The organism is Leptospira montravelensis (assembly GCF_004770045.1).
Lineage (GTDB): Bacteria > Spirochaetota > Leptospiria > Leptospirales > Leptospiraceae > Leptospira_A > Leptospira_A montravelensis.
The window spans coordinates 221,407-246,725 of sequence record NZ_RQFO01000017.1; the positions used below are offsets into that span (position 1 = coordinate 221,407).

20 protein-coding genes are annotated in these 25,319 nt (G+C 38.6%); 13 read left to right on the forward strand and 7 right to left on the reverse strand.

Annotated features, from left to right (window positions below):
• Positions 1-2,265: an arginine/lysine/ornithine decarboxylase gene (locus EHQ31_RS14950; protein ID WP_135571541.1), complete on the forward strand. Its 2,265-nt coding sequence runs from the start codon at positions 1-3 to the stop codon at positions 2,263-2,265.
• Between the two features lie 217 nt (positions 2,266-2,482).
• Here EHQ31_RS14950 and EHQ31_RS14955 read toward each other — a convergent pair whose 3' ends face one another.
• Complete coding sequence (locus tag EHQ31_RS14955) at positions 2,483-3,124, reverse strand: hypothetical protein (RefSeq protein WP_135571543.1); 642 nt, start codon at positions 3,122-3,124, stop codon at positions 2,483-2,485.
• Between EHQ31_RS14955 and EHQ31_RS14960 the strand changes: the two genes are divergently transcribed.
• Positions 3,123-4,157, forward strand: a complete 1,035-nt coding sequence (locus tag EHQ31_RS14960) for a sodium:calcium antiporter (RefSeq protein WP_135571545.1) — start codon at positions 3,123-3,125, stop codon at positions 4,155-4,157. The genes EHQ31_RS14955 and EHQ31_RS14960 overlap by 2 nt on opposite strands.
• On the opposite strand, the gene dprA is transcribed toward EHQ31_RS14960, so the two are convergent.
• Positions 4,147-5,073, reverse strand: coding sequence for a DNA-processing protein DprA (gene dprA, locus EHQ31_RS14965; RefSeq protein ID WP_135571548.1), 927 nt, complete (start codon positions 5,071-5,073; stop codon positions 4,147-4,149). The two genes, EHQ31_RS14960 and dprA, sit on opposite strands and share 11 nt — an antisense overlap.
• An 11-nt stretch (positions 5,074-5,084) precedes the next feature.
• The gene (locus EHQ31_RS14970; protein WP_135571550.1) at positions 5,085-6,002 is read right to left on the reverse strand and encodes a tetratricopeptide repeat protein; all 918 of its coding nucleotides are present in this window, start codon (positions 6,000-6,002) and stop codon (positions 5,085-5,087) included.
• A 50-nt stretch (positions 6,003-6,052) separates the two neighbouring features.
• Between EHQ31_RS14970 and EHQ31_RS14975 the strand changes: the two genes are divergently transcribed.
• Genes EHQ31_RS14975 through EHQ31_RS14985 form a run of 3 tightly spaced genes read left to right on the forward strand, consistent with a single transcriptional unit; the run spans position 6,053 to position 8,584 of the window.
• The gene (locus tag EHQ31_RS14975) at positions 6,053-6,481 is read left to right on the forward strand and encodes a GNAT family N-acetyltransferase (RefSeq protein WP_135571552.1); all 429 of its coding nucleotides are present in this window, start codon (positions 6,053-6,055) and stop codon (positions 6,479-6,481) included.
• Positions 6,478-7,251 carry an SDR family NAD(P)-dependent oxidoreductase gene (locus tag EHQ31_RS14980; protein ID WP_135571554.1) on the forward strand — a complete coding sequence of 258 codons (774 nt, stop codon included), beginning with the start codon at positions 6,478-6,480 and terminating at the stop codon, positions 7,249-7,251. The genes EHQ31_RS14975 and EHQ31_RS14980 overlap by 4 nt, the downstream gene beginning before the upstream one ends.
• Position 7,252: 1 nt before the next feature.
• Positions 7,253-8,584, forward strand: a complete 1,332-nt coding sequence (locus tag EHQ31_RS14985; protein ID WP_135571556.1) for a DUF445 family protein — start codon at positions 7,253-7,255, stop codon at positions 8,582-8,584.
• 4 nt (positions 8,585-8,588) lie between these two features.
• Here the strand turns inward: EHQ31_RS14985 and EHQ31_RS14990 are convergent, their stop codons facing one another.
• A complete protein-coding gene (locus tag EHQ31_RS14990) occupies positions 8,589-10,646 on the reverse strand; it encodes an Lnb N-terminal periplasmic domain-containing protein (protein WP_244247416.1) in 2,058 nt (685 codons plus the stop codon).
• 26 nt (positions 10,647-10,672) lie between these two features.
• Here EHQ31_RS14990 and EHQ31_RS14995 point away from each other — a divergent pair, with 26 nt between their 5' ends.
• From EHQ31_RS14995 to EHQ31_RS15005, 3 genes are read left to right on the forward strand one after another with little or no spacing between them, the layout of a single operon-like run.
• Positions 10,673-11,482 (forward strand): hypothetical protein, encoded by an 810-nt coding sequence (locus tag EHQ31_RS14995; RefSeq protein WP_244247417.1) that lies wholly within the window; start codon positions 10,673-10,675, stop codon positions 11,480-11,482.
• A gap of 60 nt (positions 11,483-11,542) precedes the next feature.
• Positions 11,543-11,938 carry a hypothetical protein gene (locus EHQ31_RS15000; protein ID WP_135571560.1) on the forward strand — a complete coding sequence of 132 codons (396 nt, stop codon included), beginning with the start codon at positions 11,543-11,545 and terminating at the stop codon, positions 11,936-11,938.
• 12 nt (positions 11,939-11,950) lie between these two features.
• The gene (locus EHQ31_RS15005; RefSeq protein WP_135571562.1) at positions 11,951-12,418 is read left to right on the forward strand and encodes an LEPBI_I0682 family protein; all 468 of its coding nucleotides are present in this window, start codon (positions 11,951-11,953) and stop codon (positions 12,416-12,418) included.
• Positions 12,419-12,567: 149 nt separating this feature from the next.
• Here the strand turns inward: EHQ31_RS15005 and EHQ31_RS15010 are convergent, their stop codons facing one another.
• The 3 genes from EHQ31_RS15010 to EHQ31_RS15020 form a co-directional block, all read right to left on the reverse strand.
• Positions 12,568-14,469 carry a serine hydrolase domain-containing protein gene (locus EHQ31_RS15010; protein WP_135571564.1) on the reverse strand — a complete coding sequence of 634 codons (1,902 nt, stop codon included), beginning with the start codon at positions 14,467-14,469 and terminating at the stop codon, positions 12,568-12,570.
• 167 nt (positions 14,470-14,636) lie between these two features.
• On the reverse strand, positions 14,637-16,763 hold the full coding sequence (locus tag EHQ31_RS15015) for a toprim domain-containing protein (RefSeq protein WP_135571566.1): 2,127 nt from the start codon (positions 16,761-16,763) through the stop codon (positions 14,637-14,639).
• Between the two features lie 6 nt (positions 16,764-16,769).
• Complete coding sequence (locus EHQ31_RS15020) at positions 16,770-18,140, reverse strand: DNA gyrase subunit A (protein WP_135571568.1); 1,371 nt, start codon at positions 18,138-18,140, stop codon at positions 16,770-16,772.
• A gap of 239 nt (positions 18,141-18,379) precedes the next feature.
• On the opposite strand from EHQ31_RS15020, the gene EHQ31_RS18830 reads away from it, so the two are divergent.
• The 5 genes from EHQ31_RS18830 (at position 18,380) to polA (ending at position 25,263) form a co-directional block, all read left to right on the forward strand.
• The gene (locus EHQ31_RS18830) at positions 18,380-19,093 is read left to right on the forward strand and encodes a hypothetical protein (RefSeq protein WP_167882032.1); all 714 of its coding nucleotides are present in this window, start codon (positions 18,380-18,382) and stop codon (positions 19,091-19,093) included.
• Positions 19,090-20,640 carry a glutamate--tRNA ligase gene (gene gltX / locus EHQ31_RS15025; RefSeq protein WP_135571570.1) on the forward strand — a complete coding sequence of 517 codons (1,551 nt, stop codon included), beginning with the start codon at positions 19,090-19,092 and terminating at the stop codon, positions 20,638-20,640. The genes EHQ31_RS18830 and gltX overlap by 4 nt, the downstream gene beginning before the upstream one ends.
• 99 nt (positions 20,641-20,739) lie before the next feature.
• Positions 20,740-21,339: an ATP-binding protein gene (locus EHQ31_RS15030; RefSeq protein WP_244247418.1), complete on the forward strand. Its 600-nt coding sequence runs from the start codon at positions 20,740-20,742 to the stop codon at positions 21,337-21,339.
• A 1-nt stretch (position 21,340) separates the two neighbouring features.
• A complete protein-coding gene (locus EHQ31_RS15035) occupies positions 21,341-22,447 on the forward strand; it encodes a glycosyltransferase (protein WP_135571572.1) in 1,107 nt (368 codons plus the stop codon).
• Positions 22,444-25,263, forward strand: coding sequence for a DNA polymerase I (polA, locus tag EHQ31_RS15040; RefSeq protein ID WP_135571574.1), 2,820 nt, complete (start codon positions 22,444-22,446; stop codon positions 25,261-25,263). The genes EHQ31_RS15035 and polA overlap by 4 nt, the downstream gene beginning before the upstream one ends.
• The last annotated feature ends 56 nt before the right edge of the window (positions 25,264-25,319 follow it).

A 25,319-nucleotide genomic window follows, 5' to 3' on the forward strand; every position in this document is an offset into this window, starting at 1 on the left:
ATGTATCAAAACGGTATCGTACAATTTCCTATCATCATCATCGATGAAGATTTTCGTTCCGAAAATGCCAGTGGTCTTGGCATTCGAGCTATTGCAAAGGCCTTAGAAGGCGAAGGTATCGAAGTTCTGGGTGTGACCAGCTACGGAGATTTGACGAGTTTTGTGCAACAACAGAGTCGGGCTTGTGGATTCATTCTTTCCATCGACGATGAAGAGTTCACTCCAGAAACGGAAGGCGAAGTTCCCGATGCTCTCCGCCAACTCAAAGATTTTGTGACACAAGTGCGTCATAGAAACGCCGATATACCGCTGTTCCTTTACGGAGAAACAAGAACCAGTCGTCACATTCCCAATAGCATATTAAAAGAATTACATGGCTTCATTCATATGTTTGAAGACACACCTGAATTTATGGCGCGTGCCATTCATAGAGAAGTTAAAACTTACTTAGATAGTTTGCCTCCTCCTTTCTTTAGAGCTTTAACCCAATATGCACATGATGGAAGTTATAGTTGGCATTGCCCTGGTCACTCGGGTGGAGTTGCTTTTCTAAAGAGTCCTGTAGGACAAATGTTCCACCAATTTTTTGGTGAGAACATGTTAAGAGCTGACGTTTGTAATGCGGTGGATGAACTTGGTCAACTTCTAGACCATACAGGCCCTATTTCTGCCAGTGAAAGAAACGCAGCACGAATTTTCCAATGTGATAGTTTGTATTTTGTAACCAATGGAACTTCCACTTCTAATAAAATTGTTTGGCATAGTACGGTTGCCCCTGGCGATGTTGTGATTGTTGACCGCAACTGTCATAAAAGTATATTACATGCCATTACAATGACTGGAGCCATTCCTGTTTTTTTAATGCCCACAAGAAACCATTTTGGGATCATCGGCCCTATTCCCAAATCCGAATTCAAATGGGAAAACATCCAGAAAAAAATTGCAGAACACCCTTTTGCCAAAGAAGTTAAAGGAAACCCAAGAATTCTAACCATTACACAAAGTACTTACGACGGAATTTTATACAATGTCGAAGACATCAAATCTGAGTTAGATGGAAAAATTTCAACTCTTCACTTTGATGAAGCATGGCTTCCACATGCATCCTTTCATCGTTTTTATACGGGAATGCATGCCATTGGATCAGACAGACCACGTCCGAAAGAAAGTATGATCTTTGCCACCCAGTCCACACATAAACTTCTGGCTGGCCTTTCCCAAGCAAGCCAGATCCTAGTGCAAAACAGTGAAAAAGAAACTCTGGATAGAAATCTTTTTAACGAAGCATTTTTAATGCATACAAGTACTAGTCCACAGTATGCCATCATCGCTTCTTGTGATGTGGCAGCGGCCATGATGGAGTCTCCTGGTGGGAATGCCCTTGTGGAAGAGTCTATTGAAGAAGCACTCGATTTCCGTAGAGCCATGCGCAAAGTAGGATTGGAATTAGAAGAAGATTGGTGGTTTAGTGTTTGGGGACCAGAGGCACTTGCCGACGAAGGTGCTGGAGAGAGGGACGAATGGATTCTTAAAGCCAATGACCGTTGGCATGGGTTTGGTGACATTGCCGAAGGCTTTAATATGCTCGATCCCATCAAGGCAACTGTCATCACTCCGGGGATGAGTGTGGAAGGTGAATTTGCTGATTGGGGAATCCCTGCTCTTATTCTTACTAAATACTTAGCAGAACACGGAATCATTGTAGAAAAAACAGGACTCTATAGTTTCTTTATCATGTTCACCATTGGAATTACAAAAGGTCGTTGGAATACAATGGTCACCGAATTACAACAGTTCAAAGATGATTATGATTCCAACCAACCTCTTTGGCGTGTGATGCCAAAGTTTACCGCAACTTATCCTAAGTACGATCGCATCGGACTACGCGACCTTTGCCAATCTATGCATGAAGTTTATAGGGCAAACAATATCTCCCACCTAACAACAGAGATGTATCTTAGCCCCATGATCCCTGCGATGAAACCTTCGGAAGCATTTTCGAAAATGGCACACCGTGACATTGAAAGAGTTCCTATTGATGAATTAGAAGGTCGAATCACTTCTGTGTTATTAACACCATATCCTCCAGGAATTCCACTTCTCATTCCAGGAGAAAAGTTCAACATGACCATCATTCGTTACTTACAATTTGCAAGGGAGTTTAACTCTAAGTTCCCAGGTTTTGAAACCGATATCCACGGCCTTGTGGAAGAAAAATCAGAATCTGGTATATTAACCTACTATGTGGATTGTGTATCCGAATAACAAAAATTAGACGCCAATTCCAGATTAAAGAAATGTAGTTTGGAATTGGATTTTAGCAACAGTAAAGACAACGGTAACAACAGTGTAAACGAATACTTAGTTAAAAGAATCAACTTTGTGCCACTTAATCTCCCTCTGACCGTTTATCTACATTCGTTTCCAAGACTTTGTTTTGTTTTTTTATCTCACCTTCTTATTCAACGGACCAAAGGTAAGTTTATTCCCATTCAATCATCTTCACCACATCTTTCAAACAATCTTCTCTAAATTCTTGGTTTGGTTTCAAAGTCGGTAATCCAGAGTACCATTTTCCATCAGGATACTTCAAATCCACCCAAAAGGTAAAAAGAGTGGTTTCTCCGTTGTTATTTTTAATTTCGATATTTAAAAGTTTTAAATCAGATACTCCCGTTTCTTTATAAAACACTTCCCCATTCTTTGTTCGGATTCGAATTTTTTTAGGAACCACTTCAAAGGTGATCCCTTTTTTTTCTTCTCGTTTTTGTTTTAGTTCCCAGGAATCAATTCGTAATGAGTCTAGTTCGTTTACATTCAATTTTTTTTTATAAAGAATTCCATCTTTTGAATGTTCAAATGACATCGACTGACTGCCGCTAGATGACTCACCACGAACGGTTCTTCCGTCACAAAGGGTAAGGTTTAAAACCTTAGGTTCTGTGGATTCTTTGTCTCCACGAGCATTCCTTGGTTCTTTCGATTCTTCCAAAGGAAGAGAAGGAAGGTTTGGTTCCTTGGGCAATCGTGGTTCTCCGAGTACGGGAGAAAAAAATCCGAGGGTCCCTACCCAAAGAAAGAGTCGCAGTCGGAGGAAGTTTTCCATATTCTGACCTTTATCTATGGATGCATTTCTTACTGCAACTTTTCAAACCCTTCCCTTACCAGTTCTTTTACTCATTATCATCGGCTCTATCCTTGTTTTGGGCAAAGCCGCAGACGTACTTGTAGACGAGGCGGTCTCCCTTTCGACACGCTGGGGTGTGCCTAAAATGATCATTGGTGCCACCATCGTGAGTTTAGGGACAACTCTCCCTGAAGTTTCGGTATCTGTGTTATCTGCTTTGGAGGGAAATCCAGGAATCGCACTCGGGAATGCCGTTGGTTCCATTATTTGCGATACAGGACTCATTTTAGGAATCGCCATTTTGATTTCCCCACCTGACATTGACAAACGACTTGTCAATCGTCAAGGTTGGATCCAAGTTCTAGCCGGATTTTTGTTGGTGTTTGCGGCCCTTCCTTGGACCAACCTAACATCCATATTCTCCACAGGGGGAAGGATTGACCAAGGAACCGGATTTGTATTTTTAATCTTACTTGCTGTTTATATTTATTTAAGCATTCGTTGGTCTCGTTCCAAACCTGGGGAAGTCGAAGCAGGAATTGATGTCACAACTGAGTATGACGAATCCCCTTTCTGGATTGTTTTACTAAAACTAGTAGTTGCCATTACCCTAGTGATTTTATCTTCAAAGGTTCTTATCCCTTCCGTCCAAGAAACAGCTGTTCGCCTGTCTATTCCTGACTCCATCATTGGAGCCACACTTGTTGCCTTTGGAACTTCCCTCCCAGAACTAGTAACCGCCATCCAAGCTTCTCGTCGCGGACATTCCGAACTTGCAGTGGGTAATATCATTGGGGCTGATATTTTGAATGTTCTCTTTGTTTCTGGGGCCGCTGCTGCTGTGACTAAAAACGGACTCGAAGCTCCCGTTAGTTTTTTTACCTTCTACTTTCCTTCTATGCTCATCGTTCTTGTTCTCTTTCGTTTAGGAATTGTTTTCTCTAAAGACAAAATCAAACGACCGTTTGGAGTGTTTTTACTTTTTATTTATGTCTTAGCCACTGTCGCAGGATTTGTATTTAAAGGGTAAAATCTATTTTCCATTCGCCATCTCTTCGAATTCCAGAAGGGATGGTTCGACTTTTCCTCCATTCTTCATAACTCATCTCCTTACTTTCCAATTCCACTTCCTCTTTTTGAAACTTTGTTTCCCCAAATAACCTTTGTGCCCCTTGCCGGAGGAGTAACCTTCCTCCTTCGTTATCAAATTGTTTGGGATGGTCGAAAACAAAGATCTCACGATTTTGTTCCATAGCACTATAGGCAGTAGAAATGGTTCCTGACTTACGTCCCGATTCCATAATGTACACTTTGTCCGCTAGACCGGAAATAACACGATTCCGTTTGGGAAAGGTCCATTTGGCTGGTTCTGTTTTTAATAAAAATTCGGTAATTAGAAGTTGGTTTGGATCTTCTTTGATACGTTTGTAAAGATCCCGGTTCCCCGGTGGGTACTCCATACCCAAAGTGGTTCCAAGCACACCTATTACCGGAAGTCCAAATTCCAAAGCAGATAAAAAGGCTTGCCTGTCAATTCCGAGGGCCATACCCGATACCACCGCCAAACCTTTGTTTGTCGAAAAAAGTTCCACCAATTTACTTGTGGCAGAAAGCGAAACTGGTGAAGACTTTCTTGTTCCAACAATTGCAACCATTGGAAATTGTAATAAGGTAAGGTTACCCAAACAGGCCAAAACTAGTGGTGGGTCATAAATTTCTTTTAAATTTTGTGGATACTCAGGATCAAAAAAACTAACTAGTTTCCAATTGGGATTTTTAGATTTTTCCCACTGGATACATTCTTCCAAATATTGGTTCCAAAGTTCCTCTTCTATTAGATTTGATAAAACCTGGTATAACTCAGAAAAATGGCCACACCTACACCAAACTTTTGTTTTTCGAAGAAACGATGATACTTTAGGATGTCCCAAAATGGAAACGACCACAACCTAAGGGGTCAGTTTGATTTGTTTTGGGCCCCCAATTGGTTTAAGTTTTTTATGACATTGCGGTATGATGAATTTTCATCCAAAGGTTCGCGGATGGTTCCTTTTTCTTTCATCTCTTCCAATATGGACTTAATCCGCGTGTATTCATCATAGGCTAAATTTGTCTTTCCCACTTGGTATAAAAAATTGGCCTTTGCAAACCGAGTGGGAACATTGTATGGTTCTTTACGCAAAATTTGGTCGAGAAGCAAAAAGGCAGTTTCCACTTCGTCATACCCATTTGCAAGTTTTCCATTCCAAGCCTCATCCTTTAAAGAAGAATCAAAATAGATGAGTGCCAATTGAAAGGGGAACCGAGAATCTTCTTTGTCTAATTTGGAAAGTTGTTTAAAAAGTCCAATGGCACGATTTCGTCTGACAGGCTCCCAACCCATATCTTTAGAAGCATTGGCATACGCCACAGCAGTTTCATATAACAACTGCTTGTCTAACTTTCCCGATTGGATCGCTTTTTCAAAAAATGGTAAGGCTGACTCATAAGAATGAATTTCAAATCCACCTTGTTTGGAATTGGGGAGCGTTTCTCCTATTGCCTCTTCATAATAACGGGCACCTAAGTCCGCCGAACCGGCGCGCATATAAGCCCTAGCAATTTTCCAAGAAAGGGCGGCCGCTTGATTGGACTTTTGGACCATTTTCCGAATCCGTTTGTCCATTTCTTCGATTTCCGCTTCTTCCAAAGCCAACTTTTCTTTCCAATTCACTATGTCTTTTTCGGAGGGAAGTTCCCCACCAATCCGTTTACGGTATTTGGATTCAGTGAGTGACTTGAGATAGTCACAACCAGACAAACTAAGTCCAAGCAGGAGAAAAAGAATCGCCAGTGGCAAGGAAACCAAAGAAAACCTGCTGTTTTTTGTGCCCATCAGTTCGATTTTAGTTTCTTTCTTTTGGATGAAAAGAAAAAAATGTGATTATGTCTCATAGTTTTCGAAGGCTGGGTGAATCCGATTTAACCTCGCTCCTCCAATGGGAATCTTTATGTTTCCCCGGTGAGGAATGGACAGAAAAAATGATCCAAACCCATCTTGAATTCCATGTGGCTTTTGGTTTGGGAGATCCGGAAATAAAGAGTTATGCTCTTGTTTGCGAAACTCCTTGGGAGATTGAAATCTTTCGGATTGCAACTCTTCCCAACTATCGAAAGTTAGGTTTGGCCAAAAACCTATTGTTGGCTCTATTTCTAGAATTTCCGAAAAAAGAATTCTTTTTGGAAGTGAAGGAATCGAATGTAGCCGCCATTACACTTTATGAGTCCGTCGGTTTTATTGAATTAGAGAGACGTAAAAAATACTATCCGGACGGATCCACAGCCGTCCTGATGAAAAGGAATCCATCAGAATGAAAAATGCATATGTCACTGGCGCATCCCAAGGAATTGGAAAAGAATTTGTTCGTGCTCTTGCGAAAGACTATAATGTCTTTTTAATTTCCCGTACGGAATCCGATTTAAAAAAAGTAATTTTAGATTTAGAACCTAAATCCAGAGGAATATTAAAATACTTCGCTTTGGACCTTACCAAAAAAAAAGATGTAGAAGAACTCGCTGAAATCATTTCAAAAGATAAAGATGCAGAACTTGTAGTCAACAATGCTGGGTTTGGAACTGTCGGTGAATTTGCCGCATTACCACTCGATAAAGAATTAGATGAAGTCAATCTAAATGTAAAAACCTTAGTACATTTAAGTCATGTTGCCCTCAACCGATTCAAAAAAAATAAAAAGGGTTATTTGATTAATGTGGCATCTATCGCTGGTTATTTGCCTGCACCAGGTAGTGCGATATATGCAGCCACTAAAGCTTTTGTAAAATCGTTTACAGAGTCCATCCATGAAGAAGCCAAACCACATGGAATTTATGTCCAAGCACTTTGTCCCGGACTCACTCATTCTGATTTTCACCAAAGAGCAGGAATTAGCAAATCCAAATACCCATCTTTTATGTGGCAAAATGCAGATGTAGTTGTGGAAGAATCGCTAAATGCACTTCGTTATAACCAAGCCGTTTGTATTACTGGTTCCTTCAATCAAGGTGCCATCACTGTATCTGAGCTTATCCCACGAGGTTTCCTTCGTAGGTTGAGCGGTAAATATTTAAAGTTAGAAGAGGAATAGGATGGATGTTGCAAAATTAGATACTTGGTATCGCAGACTCCTTGTTATCTTCTCTGTCATTGGCGGAGGTTTCCAATTTTATTATGAAGGGAATGTTTGGGTCAACGCGGTCTTTGTAGTTCTTATGGCAGGGATGGTCGGATATTTCACCAATTTCCTTGCAATTAAAATGTTATTCCAACCTAAACATGGTAAGGTGCTTGGTTGGTCAGGCCTTGTTCCCAAAAACAAATCAAAAATTGCTAAATCCCTCGGCGAGAGTATCCAAAGTAACTTACTTCATCCTGATATTATTTTAACTTATATCTACGAACGTAACTTAGTAGAAACAGGAATACAAAAAATAGTCAAAGAAATTGATGATGCCATACATAACGAAGAAATTCGAACTATGCTTGTGACAAAAATCATTTCGATGTTAAAGGAAAGAGGGCCAGAGATTTTAGAAGTTATCTTCGATTTTTCAGAAGAGACAATGAAAAAGATGGCTGAACGTCCCGAAGAAGTGCAAAAACTTTGGGATTATACAAAAGAACGCCTAACTTATTATCTTACAGAAGAAACCAATCGTGAAGAATTAGGAAAACAACTCCGAGTTATCCTTTTAGAAGAAATGCCAAAGCTTGCTAACTTACTGAACGAAGGTTTGGAAGAGTATTTAAAAACAAGAAGTACACTTGGTAAAATTGGAATTGGAGTAAAAAAGATTTTTTCTTTCAACGAAGATGCCATTCGGGAACTTTTAGAACGATTTGTGAAAGATCCAGAAACTTCAGACCAGTTTATGAATATGATGGATGAAATGATGGCTGGCCTCCAAGAACGATTGAACTCCAAAGAAACTCAAGAATTCATTACTGGAAAAATTTCCAATTGGTTGGAAGCTAGTGGTGACTACGCCAGACAAAACCTTCTCCCATCAGGAATCGAAAGATTACAGGCTTATTTGGATGATCCGAACAACTGGGAAGAAATCGAAAAGAATTTCTTTCGTGCTGTGGATTGGGTGAAAAAACGCCTACTCGAATTTATGAACAGTGAAGAAGGAAAGGTTTATCTTAAAACTAACATAGAAAAATTTGTGCACAATATCAATGTCACAGCCCTTGTAGAGGAACGAGTGATGGCACTTGACACAGACGATTTGGAAAAAATGATTTTGGATAATACTGGCGGGAACCTTGTCGTCATACAATTCTTAGGTGGAATTCTAGGAATGATTGCAGGACTCATCCAAGTTCATATTTATTTTGCGGTTCCTGTGGGTGCCCTTGTTCTTATCACCTACATCGCTCATTACAGAAATCAAAAGCGGGTTTCTCAGGAAATTTAAATTACTAGAACAAATAATGGAAGGAAAGGTTTAATTCTCTATAAAATCTCTCTGAAAACAACTCTAATCTAAGTTCAGCGGTATCGGAAAAAAGGTACCGCAACTTCAAACTCCCCGTAACTGTATTTGGATTTCTGCTAAAAGCATAATGTTGCGCGACTACACTTCCTAAAAATTTCCAATTCCCAAATTCTTTTTGATAAATTGTTTGAATATTCGGTCCAATTCGCGCACCTGTTTCAAAAGATGGATTTGACTGAAACTTACTACCGGCTAAAACTGAGATCATTCCAAACCTTGGTGCAAATTTAGAAAACTCATCCGCAAAAGTATAACCAAATGCTGCCTCAAAATTGGAAACTTGTTTTCTATAATATGGATTCAATTCTTCCACCGGACGAACTTGACCAAACAACTCCTTTTCTTTTGAAAAAACGACAGTCTGCCATCCAAAATCTACTAAGTAAGATAATTGTTTGGATATAAAATTATAGGGATGTAAAGATAAAATTCTCATTAAAGAGAAAGAGGTTAATTCAGGTTTTTTCCCCTCGTAATTTCGGACTGTCCCATCCAAAAATACCAATTCACCGTTAGGTGGTGATCCCATAGATGAATTTAGCAAATCATGATAAGCAAAACGATATTTCCATTCCAAAAAACTTCCCAAGTTGGAATATCCACCGCCTAAAGAAACCCTTCCCATAGGATGTGAGGATTCAGGCGGAGTGACAAAATCAAAACTTAGCTTGTAACTCAGGTTTTCGCCCGGTATTTGACTTCGCATCTTTAACAATTGTTTGTATTTTTGTTTTGCTGATTCTGGGAACTCAATCCCACGATTTTTTTGATATCGATACGTTTCTAATGTTGCATCCAACACTAAGTCCGATCGAATCTTAGGAAAATTTCTTATTAAACTATCTGTATCCAAATGATTATTAGTGAAGTCCGTTAACTTCCAAAACAATTCTTTTTCTTCCCCATTCATTTCTATTAGTTTAGATTTGATTTCTGAATACAGTGAAGGTCGAATTTGTTTATCAAAGATTAATTCATTTTTACTCAATAAGAGTTTAATGGTTTCGACTGGCGAGATGACAACTCCCAAATTTGATTTTAAATCTAAATTTGGTTTTGCGATTTCTAACCAATCCAAAAGCTGATATGAACAATTTTTATTTAAAAAGTAGTAATTGAATTCTGCTCTAGACAATTCCCATAAATGAGAAATCAAAATATTAGTTTCTTCTTCACTCAATCCAATTTTGTATTCCCAGAGGTCGCGATTTTCCAAATCATTGTATTCATTTACCTTTAAAAAATATGGGAAAAGGTAAAACCTACCTTGATAACCACCAGTTAACCCTAAATAGGCGTAACTAATAGGATTATAATTACGTGCGTCGGCTGCATAGTTTACGCCATAATCCAATAACTCTGTTTGTGAATTGGCATTTTTGTTTTGGTTTAGTTTTAATAAAGTATGTCCAAAAAAAGAAGCTGGTGACTGTAAATAATGAGATGCGAAAACAAGAGTCACCGAATTTACGTTTAAAGAGTTTTTCCAATTTTCATATCGTTCGCACCTAACTTTAGATATATCAAAAAATTCAAAATGTAAATGTTTTTTAAGAAACAGATAACGTGCCGGATAAGAACATAGTGGATGTATTAATTCAACAGGAATCTCTTCTGTTACAAAAAAACTCCGAATCGTCGCCTGGAGTTCCGCCCGAGGATTTACTTTTCCTTTGGGATCAAAAAAGAAACGTTCCGATTTGACAGCACTTTTGTATTCTCCCGCTCCTGTTTTTTCATAATGAAGCAACTGTATCCAAGCAAAATCTTCATATAATCGAAGTTCATCTGATAGTAATAAAAGTTCAGTCAATCGATTTAAATTTGTAGAAGAATTCGGTTGGAACTGACCCCATTCCCTCGCCTTTTGGAGATCAAGTGCATAAAGGGTCAGAGGGTCTGCGTTTAGATCGTGTAGTTTTCCCGCAGCTATGGACAGAAGGATACAAACCAAAAATCGATTAAGTTTTGACCCAAACACAAAGACGAGATTCCTTTTGGGCCAAAATGAAAAAATGCTTTTTTCTTAGGTCTCAGTATCTTTCAGTAGGTGAAATGCAGACTTTACTAATTCCGATTCTCTTTTTATTCTTATCCTTTTTTGCCTCATGTTCTTCTGGAAGTTCAGCCCTCTCTCGTTTGCCCGCACTTGGCCAATCCGAACTGTTTGTGTCAGAAGAAATTTTCCTTTTAAAAGAACTTATCCCTGTAACCAACAAAAAAGAAATCTACAAAAAAAACCTGTTTGTGGGTGATATCAATTTTTCAGGTGGGATCAGCAGAGAAAAAACCATCTGGGGAGAACAAGTTGTCACCAAACAAATTGAGTTCCTCAACGAAACAGGGGTTAAGGAAGAATCCCTAAACACTGTCCAAGCTATCGTGACAAAAAGTTTCAAATCCTATCAAAAATTTTCCATTGCCCAACCGACCAAACTCTTCCAAGTCCGATTCCAAAAGGACTTCACAAAAGTGCCCGATGAAGGTGTCGATAATATCAATATCCCTAACGAAATACCCGAATTTAAGTTACAAACAGGTTACGATTTTAAAGGGAAACGTGGTGTTTTATTGATTCCAATAGTGCAATATTCTTATTCGCATAATGCTGGTTGGTTCAACGGTCAAGATTGGGGTTGTATGGCTGGTGTTAGGGCAAAACTGATCCTCGTTTGGATCCAGATGGAAACAAAGACCGTATTACATGTAGAAGGCTTAGAATCAAAACAAAAAGAATTTCAGAATACACGCTATAATTATTTAGATCGGTCAAGAAATTTCCAAAAGATCTGGAAAGAAATTGAATCGCTGATTTAATAATTTGATTTGACTGATTCAAATCAACCTATCTAATTTGGACTTTCGGAGGAACTTAACTTGAAAAAAAGTCTACTTTTTTTAATCGTTGCAGTAGCGTTTGTTGCTAACTGCTCCACAACTACAAAAACAATTCCTGGTCTTTACACAGATAACGTGACACTTGCACCTGCAGATTACACAATCAGTGGCGACACAACTGGAAAATCTTGTGGTGGAAGAATCTTAATTTTCCCTACAGGTATTACTAACAAAAATGGTTTTGTCTCTACTGTTTTCACAACTGATTATCTCGAAGCACAAGCGATCTTTGATGCGCTTTCAAAAGTGGAAGGTGCTAACTATCTAGTGAACCCAAGATTTGAATACGAAACAACAAACTACTTGTTGCTTTCTAACACTTGTATCACCGTTAAGGCAAAAGCAGTCACTTTAAAAACTGGCCCTGTAAAATAAGGGAGAATAACTATGAATAAAATCATCGTTTTATTGCTCTCGGTTGCAATTTTTCTGGTTAACTGTAAAACGGGTAGCTCTGCGATTCATTCGTCAAGAGTAGCTCATCTTCCATTGGCTGAAGCTGCCTATGATATAGGACAAGAGACATCGGCAAAAGCTTGTAACTATGAATTAGGTTTCTTAAGGCTCAACTATGAAGGAACAGAACGAGAAGGAGTAACATTAAATCCCATTGAGTGGTATCTCTCTGGAATAACTCTTGGTATATATTACTATGCTAAAACATCTCCAGATTATTCTGTTACAGGAGCGGCAATCTACCGTGCGTTAAAGAAAACTGACGGTGACATTCTACTCGATGTAAAAACAACAACACAAGTGGATGGATTCTTCTTTCCAGATGTTTGTGTGACTGTTTCTGGTAAAGCTGCAAGTTTAACTGGTCCTTCTGGACATACAGGAAGACTAAAAAAATAACAAATCTTTACGGTTCGTTAGATTCACCTGACGATGAGTCAAATCTTTGTTTGGTGGGAAAAAGCGGAGAATCTTCTCCGCTTTTTTTTTACCTTTTAGAAAGTAAGGGAATATTCCCGAACAAATTCATTCTATGACAGTCTGTTCCCCTAATCTCCCAAAAACTGAATCCCGGAATACACGAGAACTGGTCTCCCATTCACTTTTTTTAGATCCACCCTCTCCCCTAAATTGCGACCAAAACCTAAAATCCTAAGTGTGGATTCTGATTCTAATTGGCAAGGGAATTGGTTAGAATTCTCCATTCCACCTAACGAATAGTAAACAGTGGCGTTCAAAAATCCACGTTTGTCTTCTTTCAGTTCCACTCTGGAAATGAGTGAATACGGATCCTTAGTTTTATAAGTGGTTAAAAAAGATTTTTCTGGCAACCGGTAATCAGGGCGTACCAAAACTCCAAAACCCCAACTTCCTTTGGCAGCATTCAAGGAATACATGGTAAATATGGGAGTTTCTTCCCAAGTTTCAAATTCGATCCGCATCGATTCTAAATTTTTTTGTTTTATTGGAATTAAACCAAAAAACAAACGTAAGTTGGTTCCAAATCGATTGTCTTTTTCTACTAAATCAAAGTCAAAACCCATCATTTCGAGTTTTGGTGGATTTCCTTGTTTCACTTCATGAACACCCAGAGGAGAAACATAGAGGCCATAAAAACCATCTAACTGATTTTGGTTTTTTCGCTCTGATAATGGCGGGTCTTCCCATTTTAATCCCGTTTTGTATTCGTAACATATATCCAAAATATCTTTGTTAGCTGGCCGAATTGAAGCTGTAGAAAAACTCAAAGTGTTTCCCACAAGAAAACTAGCGGTTTCTGATTCTGGATCATAAATCAAATCTGCAAAAAAGGGAGGTAGTGATCCAGAATGCCCCGAAATCCAAATACTTTTATCACCAATCTTCTTTTCTTCCATTAAAACAGGAAGACCCAACTTCATTTGAAAATTGGAACTAGGCCCTTTTTGTTTACTGTGAAATTCTAAAAAACTGGATGGGGAAAGAAGGCCATTCCCTCTTTTACTTTGAAACAATGCCTTCATAAAAAGCCCCATGTCTTCTCCCGTTGTTGATAGAGACCCAGCAGTTAAGTCACGGATCACAGGCCTTACCGTTTTTGTTTTCCAAAACAATCCAGAATATCCAGAAACCAATTCTGATCCTTCACTTAACTCTAACAAGGTGGAATGTTTCATTCCCGCCTTAGAAAATATAAATTTTTGAAAGTATTCTTCAATGCCAATACCAGAAGTTCGTTCTATGACGATTCCAAGTAACCCAAACCCAAAATTGGAATACGAATGGGCCTTGCCTGGTTCGTTTCTTTCCATCTGCGAAAGTGTTTGGGGAAGGGAACGAAAAGCGTCCAAAATCTCAGGATCCTTAGTTTCAGGAGATAGGAAAAAACCAGAGGCCCTGTCGGAAGGAAATCCTGATTGATGGGTTAAAATATCTCGAATGGTAACTTCGCGGTATTTATTTCCTCGAGAAGGCATTACATTTACTTCCGGCAAATATTTGGAAACAGGATCATCTAACTGTAGTTTGCCATTCTCTTGTAATTGCAAAAGGGCAATCCCAGTAAATAGTTTGGTGATACTTCCTATCTTAAATCGTTTGATTTGTTCTTTGTTGTCCACACCAAGTGAACCAGAATGTACAACGCCATCACCTAACAAATACATATATGAAAGTGATTTAATTCCTGAGTCTCTAACTTCTTCAATTTTGGATAAAACCACTTTTTCCGTTTTGGCAATATCCTTATGGTAAACTTCCTTTGGTTTTTCTTGGAAGGAGGAACATTGCAGGAAAATAAAAATGTTTAATATTAGAAAAAAGGATTTTGATTTACGATTTAAGGAAACAGGAAGAGGAAAAAATAATGGAAGTGGATGAAACGGAAGAAGAGATTCTTCTTTTTCCTTGGTTTGCTTTTTAACGGAGGATTTAACCGAAGACTTAGTGTTTTTAGGAGAACTAGGTTTCATTCCCCTAAAAATTGCGAATCACTCTTCTACCGCAAGTCCATAAAAAACAAATCTCCCCAAACCTATGGAATGGGGAGTGATCGCTATGCCAAACGGAAAGAACTACAAAACTTACTTTTGTTTGGACTTTGTTTGTTGGTAAAAGTTTGGTCTTTTCGTAAAATACCTTAGTCTTCGATCACACTCATCGAATATTCAGAAATCGCTTCACGACGTTTTTCTGCATAGTCTTTGTGAAACCATAAGTCTTGGGTATTTTTAGCGGTTTTTTTATTTCCCACAGTGATTGTGGTCATACAATGATCGACAGCATATTTCATTGCTTCTTTTCCTGTTTCCCCAAGTCCCTTATTCCGTTTTTTACGAGTGATTTCGCCACCTTGTTTGTTCACTTTCGCAACTAACTTGTCGTAGTCGGAATCATCGATACAAAATACAGTTTCTTTTTTTGCATCCTTCCACTTCACATCTACCTCATAAAGTGGTGCCGCAGAAATATTGATAAAACCTAAATCAAAAAGTTCAGGCCAATACTCATAGAAAAAAGACAACATTAAAGACCTGATGGCATATCCATCAAAATCCGCATCTGTGATGATACTGATGCGATCGTAATGAAGTTCATCGATAGACTTAACTTTTTGGTCGAGAGGAAGACCGACGATGGCAACTATGTTTTTCATCTCTTCGTTCTGTAAGGCTTTGGCAAGTGACATTCCCTTACAGTTGAGTGGTTTCCCTCGCAAAGGAAAAAGCCCATGCAACTTTGGATTTCTTGCCGGACGTAAACCCGCAATCGCCGAGTCCCCTTCCGCCACAAATAGAATTCGGCCAGGATCGTTCGGTTTGCCTGTCGGAGGCATAAGCTTAGGGATATTGTTCCGAGACGCCTTACGGAGGCCTTTCTGAGCGTCCTCGAGCTGTTTCATCTGGGTTCTGCGTTCCATCACCATCTTAATTTCTTCGATGAGGCCCGTTTTTTTCAAAAGTTTGTCTAGGTGTTTGTCCACAGACTTACGAATGTCTTCATTCAAATCATTAATGAGATAAGATTTGTCTTGTGACTTAAACCGAGGATTGAGGATACGAAGGTTTACATACATATGAAAACAACTTCTTACATCGTTTCTTGTACATTGAGTGTTTAGTTTTTTTTCTAAACTGACAATTTGTGATTTTTTACGAATCTCATCACAAAGCCTATTTTCTAAATACTCTATCGCAGATCCACCTTGAGGGCAGAAAATGGAATTCACCCATGTGAGGGTTTTGTTTTGTCCCACAACTACATAAGTATCCATATGGATTTGTGAGGAGGAAGCTTTATCCGCATAATCTAACTTATAGTAAACCATCTCGGAGTTACTAAAAATCTCATCAAAACCTTTTTTGAATTTATACTTTTCTTTTCCAGTTTTGTGAATGAATACTACTTCTAAACCAGGGTTAGACATAGCAATATCTTGAAGGTATTGTTTCACCAAATTAATGTTAAAAGAAGTATCTAGGTTGTTAAAATAAGCAGGGTTTAATTCAAACTCAACTGTTGTTCCGTGGTCTTCTTTTTTAGCAGTTTCGATCACGGCCGTCATCCCTGTTTTATCACAAGGTGCTTTTAGTTGTTTAATTTGGTCAGCGGATAATAACGGACAATCTACAAAGGTTCCATGTTCATCATAGTATAAATGAACACGCTCAGTATCTTCTTTTGAAAGTTTAAATCCACGAATGGTTTTTTTCACATCATCATGGATGCTAAACATTTTTTTGTAAGCTTTTCCACCATTGATGGTCTTCACTCTAAAAAAGGAAGAGACCATACGTACAAGAGAAATCCCCACACCGTTCTGTCCGGCAACATGGTCTTCTTTGACTTTATCATCAAAGTTTTCTCCATACATTAAGTGGAGGTAAACTCCTTCCGCGTTGTCAGCCGGAATCCCACGTCCATTGTCTTGGATGGTGACTCGTTTGCGGTCCGTTGACAATTGGATGATGAGTTTGTTCATCTTGTCTTTTTCGGGAATGGATTTGTCGTTTAAGTTCTTTCTATACTCATCCACACAGTTCATACATGCTTCGTCCAAACATTTTAGTTTGGCCGGAATGTCTGAAAGTTCTTCGTGAACGATGTCATACTTACCAGCGTTATCTTTGGTAAAAAAATGTTGTTCAAAAGTGGAAAGGGAGTTTTGCCCAAGCCACATTCCTGTCCGCATACGAACGTGTTCTACGTTCGATAATTTCTTAAAATTTCGCGAATTTCCTGAGGTTTTTTCAGTTTTTTGAGCCATAATTATCTATTTCGGATCCCATTTTTTCTTCAGTTCATCAAGTTCATCGGTCATAAAACCGGTGAGTTTTTTATCATCTTTTTGTAATGTTGTATACTCAGTGTATTTAGTTTTAGCTTCTACAATGGCATCTTCACATTTACGAACTTCTTCCAAAGTCATTCGATAGACTGGAATCGAACTCAACCATTCGAAATAAACGAATTTAGCTGCTTTTAATTTGTCTTCAAAGTCTTTTTTGGACTTAATGCCTGTTACTTTTTCGTTCCACTTTTCTTTGATGAATCGAATGAGTTCTGAGTTACGATCGATCTTTTCTTTTTCGAGTCCAGCGAGTCGTTTGAAACGACGGATGAGATGGGTTTTTCTAAAATCACAGAATCGTTTGATGATTTCTTCTGGGTTGAAGTTACGAAGTTTTCCTTCATGAGTGATTACGTTGATTGTAAGCACTTCATTGTTCTCTTTGGAAAAAAGTTCTTTGATTTCTTTTTCTGAAGGTTCTTCGCCTTTTTTAGCAATGAGTTCAATTTTGAAGGTTTGGCTAGAATGATCCACATAGTCCTTCAACCAATTGTCTTTTTTCTCAATCAAATCATCTAGGTGGTTAACTACTTTTTCCCGGTTCCAGTTCATTGGTGCATCAACTAGAAACAATTTCCCATCTTCTTTTTTGAAACCAAACGTAGTGGACATCACTGTGCTACCGTTGTCGTTTTTGGACAACTTCACTTCTCCACCGTACCCTTTGTACCAAGGTGTGATCTTTTTTGGTTTCCCAGTTTTTAAATAAGTCACCTGAGATTCGATGACATCGCTGAGTTTATGTGCAGGAATAAAACAACGGAAACCCGTCGCAATCCCTTGGATGTTATTTAAGAGTACAACCGGAACTTTTCCCACAAAATGAATGGGTTCATCTTCGGTTTCATCATAGTTTTTGACATAATCAATATCAGGTAAACTTTCAAAGAATCCTAAATCTTTCGCAAAGTCGGAAAGTTTGACTTCTGTATAACGGGGGGAAGCAATCGCGTTCGGATCGAGAACGTCACCAAAAGTTCCTTCTCCATGTACTAGCGGATAATTATTGGCAAAAGCAAAGTCTTGGGCCATTTGAGAAAGGGCATCTTGAATGGAACGATCTCCATGTGGATGGTATCCCATCGCAAGGCCTGCCACTTTTACAGTTTTGGTATGGCGGTTACGAGCGTCCGAGTTCCACATCGCCCATAAAATCCGTCGTTGAACAGGCTTTAGACCATCAATTTCTTGCGGAATGGCTCTCGAATCGCATACATAGCGAGAGTATTTCCTTTGGTCATCATTCACTTGGTCTTCAAAGGGGCGTTTCGGATACTGTTCTTCGTTCTTCATGGTTCCAAATGACACAGGGATGGGGTGAATTGACTTGTCAAGCGGTTTTCCCTTTTTAGACTGGCGATACGCACCGGTCTATGTCCCCAGAAACTCAAGAATACTCCCGATTCTATTGGCTTTTATGTACCTTGATTTTTTTTTCTGGATCCAACTGCCAGAACCTGAAATCACTCATCACCAGAGATCCAATTTCAGAAATTCCCGCTTCCGTTTTATACATTAAATCTCCTCGAAAAATGACTCAATCCTTCTTCAAAGAGGGTTCTTCACACTTCCGATTTATCGAATGGGAACCTGGGAAAACTACAGGATATGCAGAGAAAATTGAGCTCAGTTTCCTTGCTTACGACAATGTTTTTTTATCAAAAGTGAAATCAGAATTTGGTAACGATCCTTTTGATTCTTACAAAATCATTTGGAACAAAAAGATAGGAAAATTCAGAAAAGATGAATCCGAAAAACGAATTCTTTTTGTTTATACCGAATCCTATGCTTCGGAAACCAAAGGTTCTACGCTTACTGAGCTTTTAGAAAACAAAACCAATTCTACTGAAATTAAATCTTCCATCGAAGAGTTCGATTTATTTGAATTAGGTGGTGATACGGGATTACTTGTAGAAGAAGGAATTCACTCTGCTGTAAGTGGAGAAAATCGTTGGTCCCATAGTTTGGGAACTATGGAGTTTTTTTCCAACTCCACCGTGTTTACCAAACAAGAAGCAGGAACCATCAAATCGGAACATGTTTCCAATCATTATGACTACCTTCAACTTCGTTATGAATTAAACGAAACAGAAACCGACAAATTATATTCCAAACTTATTTATAAAGAAAATAATACACAACTATACTTTGTTCCGCCGTATACCAATGGACTCACTACTAAAACAAAGGAACCATTTGGTTACAAACGGATCGGAGATTTTTTACTCAAAGAGGAAATCAAATGACAGAAGTTCGCACCCGTTTTGCCCCGTCCCCTTCCGGATTTCTCCACGTAGGAGGAGCAAGAACTGCTTTATTTAATTATTTGTATGCGAAAGCCAAAAAAGGAAAGTTCTTACTACGTATCGAAGACACAGACCAAGATCGTTCCACAGAAGCCTCTTTTAAAATTATTTTAGAATCTTTAAAGTGGCTAGGAATGGAATGGGACGAAGGTCCGGGAGTGGGTGGTCCAAACGGTCCATACACTCAGTCCGAAAGAATTCATATTTATAAAGAATACACAGACAAACTGATCTCTGAAAAAAAAGCTTATCGTTGTTTTTGTTCCGCAGAAGAACTCGAAGGCAAAAAAAAACAAGCGGATGCAATGGGAATACCCTACATCTATGATGGAAAATGTTCTGACCTTTCTGATGCAGAAATCCAATCCCAAATAGAGAAAAAAATCCCTTACACAGTAAGATTCAAAACTCCCCATAAAATTGTGATCGTAGACGATATGATCCAAGGAAAAGTAAAGTTTGAATCCAAACTCATAGGTGACTTTATTATCGTGAAGTCCGATGGATTCCCTTCGTATAACTATGCTGTGGTGATTGATGATGCACTTATGAAAATCACACATGTGATTCGCGGAGTGGGACATCTTTCCAACACACCACGCCAAATTTTAATTTTTGAAGCTTTTGGATTTCCCCTTCCGAGATTTGCTCATGCCAGTGAAATTGTAGGAACCGATGGAAAAAAACTTTCCAAACGTGCGGGAGCTACCTCTGTTCTTGCCTTCCGCGACTTAGGTTACTCGAGTGATACCATGAGAAACTATATGGCTCTCCTTGGTTGGACTTCTCCTGATGGGAAAGAATATATGAGTGACGAAGAGCTCTGTTCTGTCTTCGATGTGGAACGTTGCTCTAAATCACCCGCTACCTTTGATGTATTCAAAAAACTCAAAGAAGAAGAAAAGGAAACTGTTGATTTTAATAAGTTATCACTTCTCGGACTTGCGGAATATTTAAATCCAAAATCAAAACTCAATTGGATGTCGAATAAATACATTCGTGATGTAAAAATTGAAACTTTAGGAAAAGATCTCGAACCATTTCTCAAAGATTGCCAAATTCCAGAAGAGTTTAAAAAAGGAACTAACCCACAATTACTTTCCATTTTGGATTCTGTTCGTGTGTATTTGGATAGGCTCATCCAAGCCCCACCTTACATTGAAGAATTCTTTTTAGAAAATCTCCAATTTGAAAACGAAGAAGCAAAACAACTGATTTTGGATGGAAATGGAAAGGCCGTTGTTTCCGCATTTTACCAATTCGTGAAGTCACAAAGTTTGGTAACTCCAGATGATTACAAAGAAGCGATGGCAAAGACTGGAGAAACCACCGGAGAAAAAGGAAGAACCCTTTTTATGCCAATCCGAGCCATCACAACTGGAAAATCTCACGGATTAGAGCTTCCCATCCTCTTTAGCCTTCTTGGCCAAGAGAAACTGATCAAACGGATGGAACACTTGGCCGAGGCGATTCGCCTCACCATTTAGGAAATTTTTTCCTTCGCCGTTTGCTTTTGAGGGATTTTTGACTTTTTTTATCCTTCTCCTTCGTGTAATATGAGTAGAGAGGGGAGGGAAAAACGGCCGTTGACTGCATCTGAAGTTTTACCTTATTTGTTAACCCCTTCTTTAGGATCATACGCCATGTTCCTACCTCCCGATATGTCTTCTGTCAGACATTTCCGAACAGAACTCAAACGTACCTTGGAAGACAACGGGTTTAGTGCTGACAATATCATGCAAATTGAACTCGCCGCTGACGAAGCTCTTACCAATGCAGTGGCTGCAAACGTATCTTGTCACTGTGATGAAACCATTATCTGCCGTTGGCGCATTGATTCTGCCAAATTCACATTATACATTTTAGATTACGGATCGGGACTTTCCGAAAATGGTTCACTTCCCGATAACGACAAAGAACTCCTTAGATCCAACCAAAACCAATGTTTTAGTACCTTCCTCGATCATATCAAAAATCACCAAAGTAGAAAACCGGATACCCTACCTTATAATGGCTCTGGCCAAAAACATAAGAACATGGGAAAAGGATTGAAAATTATCAATGCCATGATGGACTCCGTTAAAGTAATGTTTCACGGAGAAGGAATGGTAGACGAAGCACCGGCGGGATTCAAAGTAATGGGTTCCATCATCGCTCTCGAATACGACCGTTCCAAACACTTATAATTTGATCCTTCATGTAAATACTTCCCGCGAATGGCGCGGCGGAGAACAGCAGCTTTTTTATTTAGTCCAAGGACTTTCCAATTTCAAAATCCCTCAAATTGTTGTAGGCCAACCTGGTTCTCCTTTAGAAACAAAATGTAAAGAAAACGGTTACGAGTTTATTCCCATCGAAATGCGCGGTGAATGGGATAGAAAAGCATATAAGAATATTCGATCTCTCTGTATTTCTAAAAATGTCAAACTGATTCACACTCATACGGCACATGCCCATACACTCGCATTATTTGCGAAAAGAAAACATTTAAACATTCCATTAATCGTTTCAAGAAGAGTAGACTTTAAACCAAAATCTAGTTTTTTCTCAAAATGGAAATACCAACATCCAGCTAACGATTACTATCTGCCAGTTTCTCAAAAAATCAAAGAAGTGATGATATCAAGTAAAATTGCGCCAGAAAGAATCATCACTGTATACTCTGGGATTGATTTAAAACGATTTTCGAAATCGGCTCCACACGAATATCTAAAGGAAGAATTTCATATTCCCAAAAAATGTATTATCATCGGAAATGTGGCAGCACTTGTCGATCACAAAGACCAAGAAACACTCCTGAATGCAATCTCAAAAATGAGAACGAATACTGACTTTCGCCTAATGATCGTTGGTGATGGAAAATTGGAAAACAAACTAAAATCACAAGCCGAACAATTGGGAATTAAGGACAAAGTGATTTTTACGGGATACAGAAAAGATATCCCCGCCCTCCTTTCTTTATTCGATATTTTTACACTTACATCAAAAGAAGAAGGGCTTGGAACTTCTGTTTTGGATGCAATGGCATCAGCACTTCCCATTGTTGCTACAAACGGTGGTGGAATAGGTGAAATGTTAGATCATAACGAAGGAGCTTACGTCTGTTCGGTGGGAGATTCCGATAGTATTGCCCAAGGTTTAGACAAATTAGTTGGATCTGAAGAATTAAGAACTAAGTTCGGAACTTTCAACAAATCTTCTGTAAAACGATTTTCTGTTTCCAAAACGGTTGAAAAAACAAAACTAATTTATTATTCCTTTTTAGGAGATGCTTTGTACGGAGAAGGAATATGAGTGGAAGACTTTTAATCATTGATGGCCATGCTTTGGCTTTCCGAGCCTATTTTGCTTTTGCAGCTTCCAACCTAACCAATTCTAAAACAGGTCTCCCTAGTGGTGCCGTATTTGGATTTTGGAGGATGTTATTCAAACTCCTTCAAGATGAAAAAGTCACACATATTGCTTTTACTTTTGATCCAGGCACAAGACTCGAAAGAAACGATTTGTATGAGGACTACAAAGCACATAGAAAACCAATGCCAGAGGATTTAAAACCTCAACTTCATACAATATACGAAATGTTAAAGGCTTTGGAATTCCCAATGTATAAAATGGATGGGATCGAAGCTGACGATATCATAGGTTCACTTTGCAAAAAATTTGCAAAAGATTTTGAAGAAATAGTCATTTTATCAAGTGATAAAGATTTATACCAAGTCCTCGACAAAAACATACACATGTTACGTGGGAAACGTGGAGTTTCCGAATTCGAAAAGATCGATCCTAAATGGGTAGAAACCAATATTGGAATTACCAAAGAACAAGTTCCTGATTATATGGGACTACTCGGTGATGCTTCCGATAACATTCCTGGAGTAAAAGGTGTAGGAGAAAAAGGGGCCGCCAAACTCATCCAAGAATTTGGAAACTTAGAAACCATATACAAAAAACTGGACCAGGTAAAAAACAAATCACTGATTGATAAGTTAGCGGCAGACAAAGAAAATGCATTTTTATCTAGAAAATTGGCAACCATTGTCACCAACCTCAAACTCGATATTAAAAAAAATGATCTAAAAATACCGAACTATCATGAACCTGCCAAAGTTCAGTACTTCAAAGACGAAGGATACAATGTTCTCCACCGTGATCTTGCCAAACAAGCAGGAATTCCCATTGCCAGCGACGGAGATACAAAAGAAAAAGTTTCAGAATCAGAACCAAACAAAAAAAACAAAAAATCATCAAAAGAAACTTCAGGTTCGGATTCTGATCAAAAACTTAACAAGAGTTCTGCGGACAATAAAAAGAATTACAAACGAATCCAAACCTTAGAGGAATTGAAAAAAATTGTAACAAAACTTGATCCTAAAAAACCTATTTCCGTAGATACAGAAACTACTTCCCAAGACCCTATGCTTGCAGAGTTACTTGGAGTTTCTTTTTCCCAGGAACCAGGATGCGCCTATTATATTGCCTTCTCTCATCCGGAGTCCATCTATAGCCACCTTCTCCCATCTCCCGAAGAAGGACTCGCCGTCTTAAAACCAATGTTAACCGACCCAAAGTGGAAAAAAATTGGGCAAAACATTAAATATGATCTATTAGTGTTTCGAAATTATGGAGTGGAGCTTTCAGGAATTCATTTTGATACCATGCTTGCTTCTTATCTCTTAAACCCTGGAGAACGCCGCCATAATATGGATGATATGGCCGTTAACTATTTGAATTATAAAACCATCACTTACGAAGAGTTAGTTGGAACAGGAAAGAAAAAACAAAACCTATACGATATTGATCCGGAACGTGTTTCCGAATATGCCTGTGAAGATGCAGACATTACGTTACAACTTTTTAATGTTCTTTCACCCAAAATGGAAGAAGGAATTCACAAAAAACTTTTTTTCGATATTGAAATGCCCGTATTACAAGCGCTTGCTGATATGGAATTTGAAGGGATCGCTGTAGAACCTGGATACTTTGAATCACTTTCTAAAATTTTCGAAACAAAAATCAAAGAACACGAAAAAAATATCCATTTTTTTGCGGGAAGGCCATTCAACATCAATTCAACCAAAGAATTGCAAACCGTTTTATTCGAAGATTTAAGACTTCCTGCAGAGAAAAAAACACAAACTGGTTATTCTACAGATCATTCAGTTTTGGAATCTTTACAAGGCACTCATCCTATCATTGATCATCTGTTAGAAATTCGAAAATTTTCAAAACTCAAATCCACTTATACAGATACATTACCTACACTCATCAATCCCAAAACGGGACGAATACACACAAGTTATAATCAAACCATTGCGGCCACAGGTAGGTTATCTTCAACGAATCCAAACTTACAAAACATCCCCATTAAAGATGAAGAAGGTAGATTATTACGTAAGGGTTTTGTTGCCAAAAAAGGATTCGAAATTCTTTCCCTTGACTATAGCCAAATCGAACTTCGCATTATGGCCCATTTTTCCAATGATCCGCAAATGATAAACGCTTACAAATCAGGAGCGGATATCCACAAACGTACGGCCGCCGGAATTTTTGGAGTTCCCGAAGACCAAGTAACTTCAGATATGCGGAACAAAGCGAAAGTGGTCAACTTTTCTGTAATTTACGGAGTCACATCTTTCGGCCTTTCCAATAACTTACGAATCAGCCGAAAAGAAGCAAAAGAATTTATAGAAAAATATTTTGCCACATATACTGGTGTGGGCACTTATATGGAAGAAATCGTAGAGTTCTGTAAAGAACACGGGTATGTGGAAACATTACTAGGACGCAGACGTTACCTGCCCGACATACATTCCAAACACAAAATGGCAAGCGAAGCTGCAAAACGAGTCGCCATCAATTCTCCTATCCAAGGAACTTCTGCGGACATGATCAAACTTGCAATGATTCAAATTGATAAAAAAATCAAAAAAGAATCTTTTCGTTCCAAACTACTTTTACAAGTACATGACGAACTAGTGTTTGAAGTGGATCCAAAGGAAAAAAAAGAATTTTACCAAATGGCAAAAGAAGAAATGGAATCTGCAATGAAACTCAAAGTCCCCATTGTTGCCCAAGGAAAGTTTGGTGGGAATTGGGATGAAGCTCATTAGGCTGTTATTTTTTCGTTCATAAGTTTATCACCATGTGTAACTTGCTTTCCTGGAGA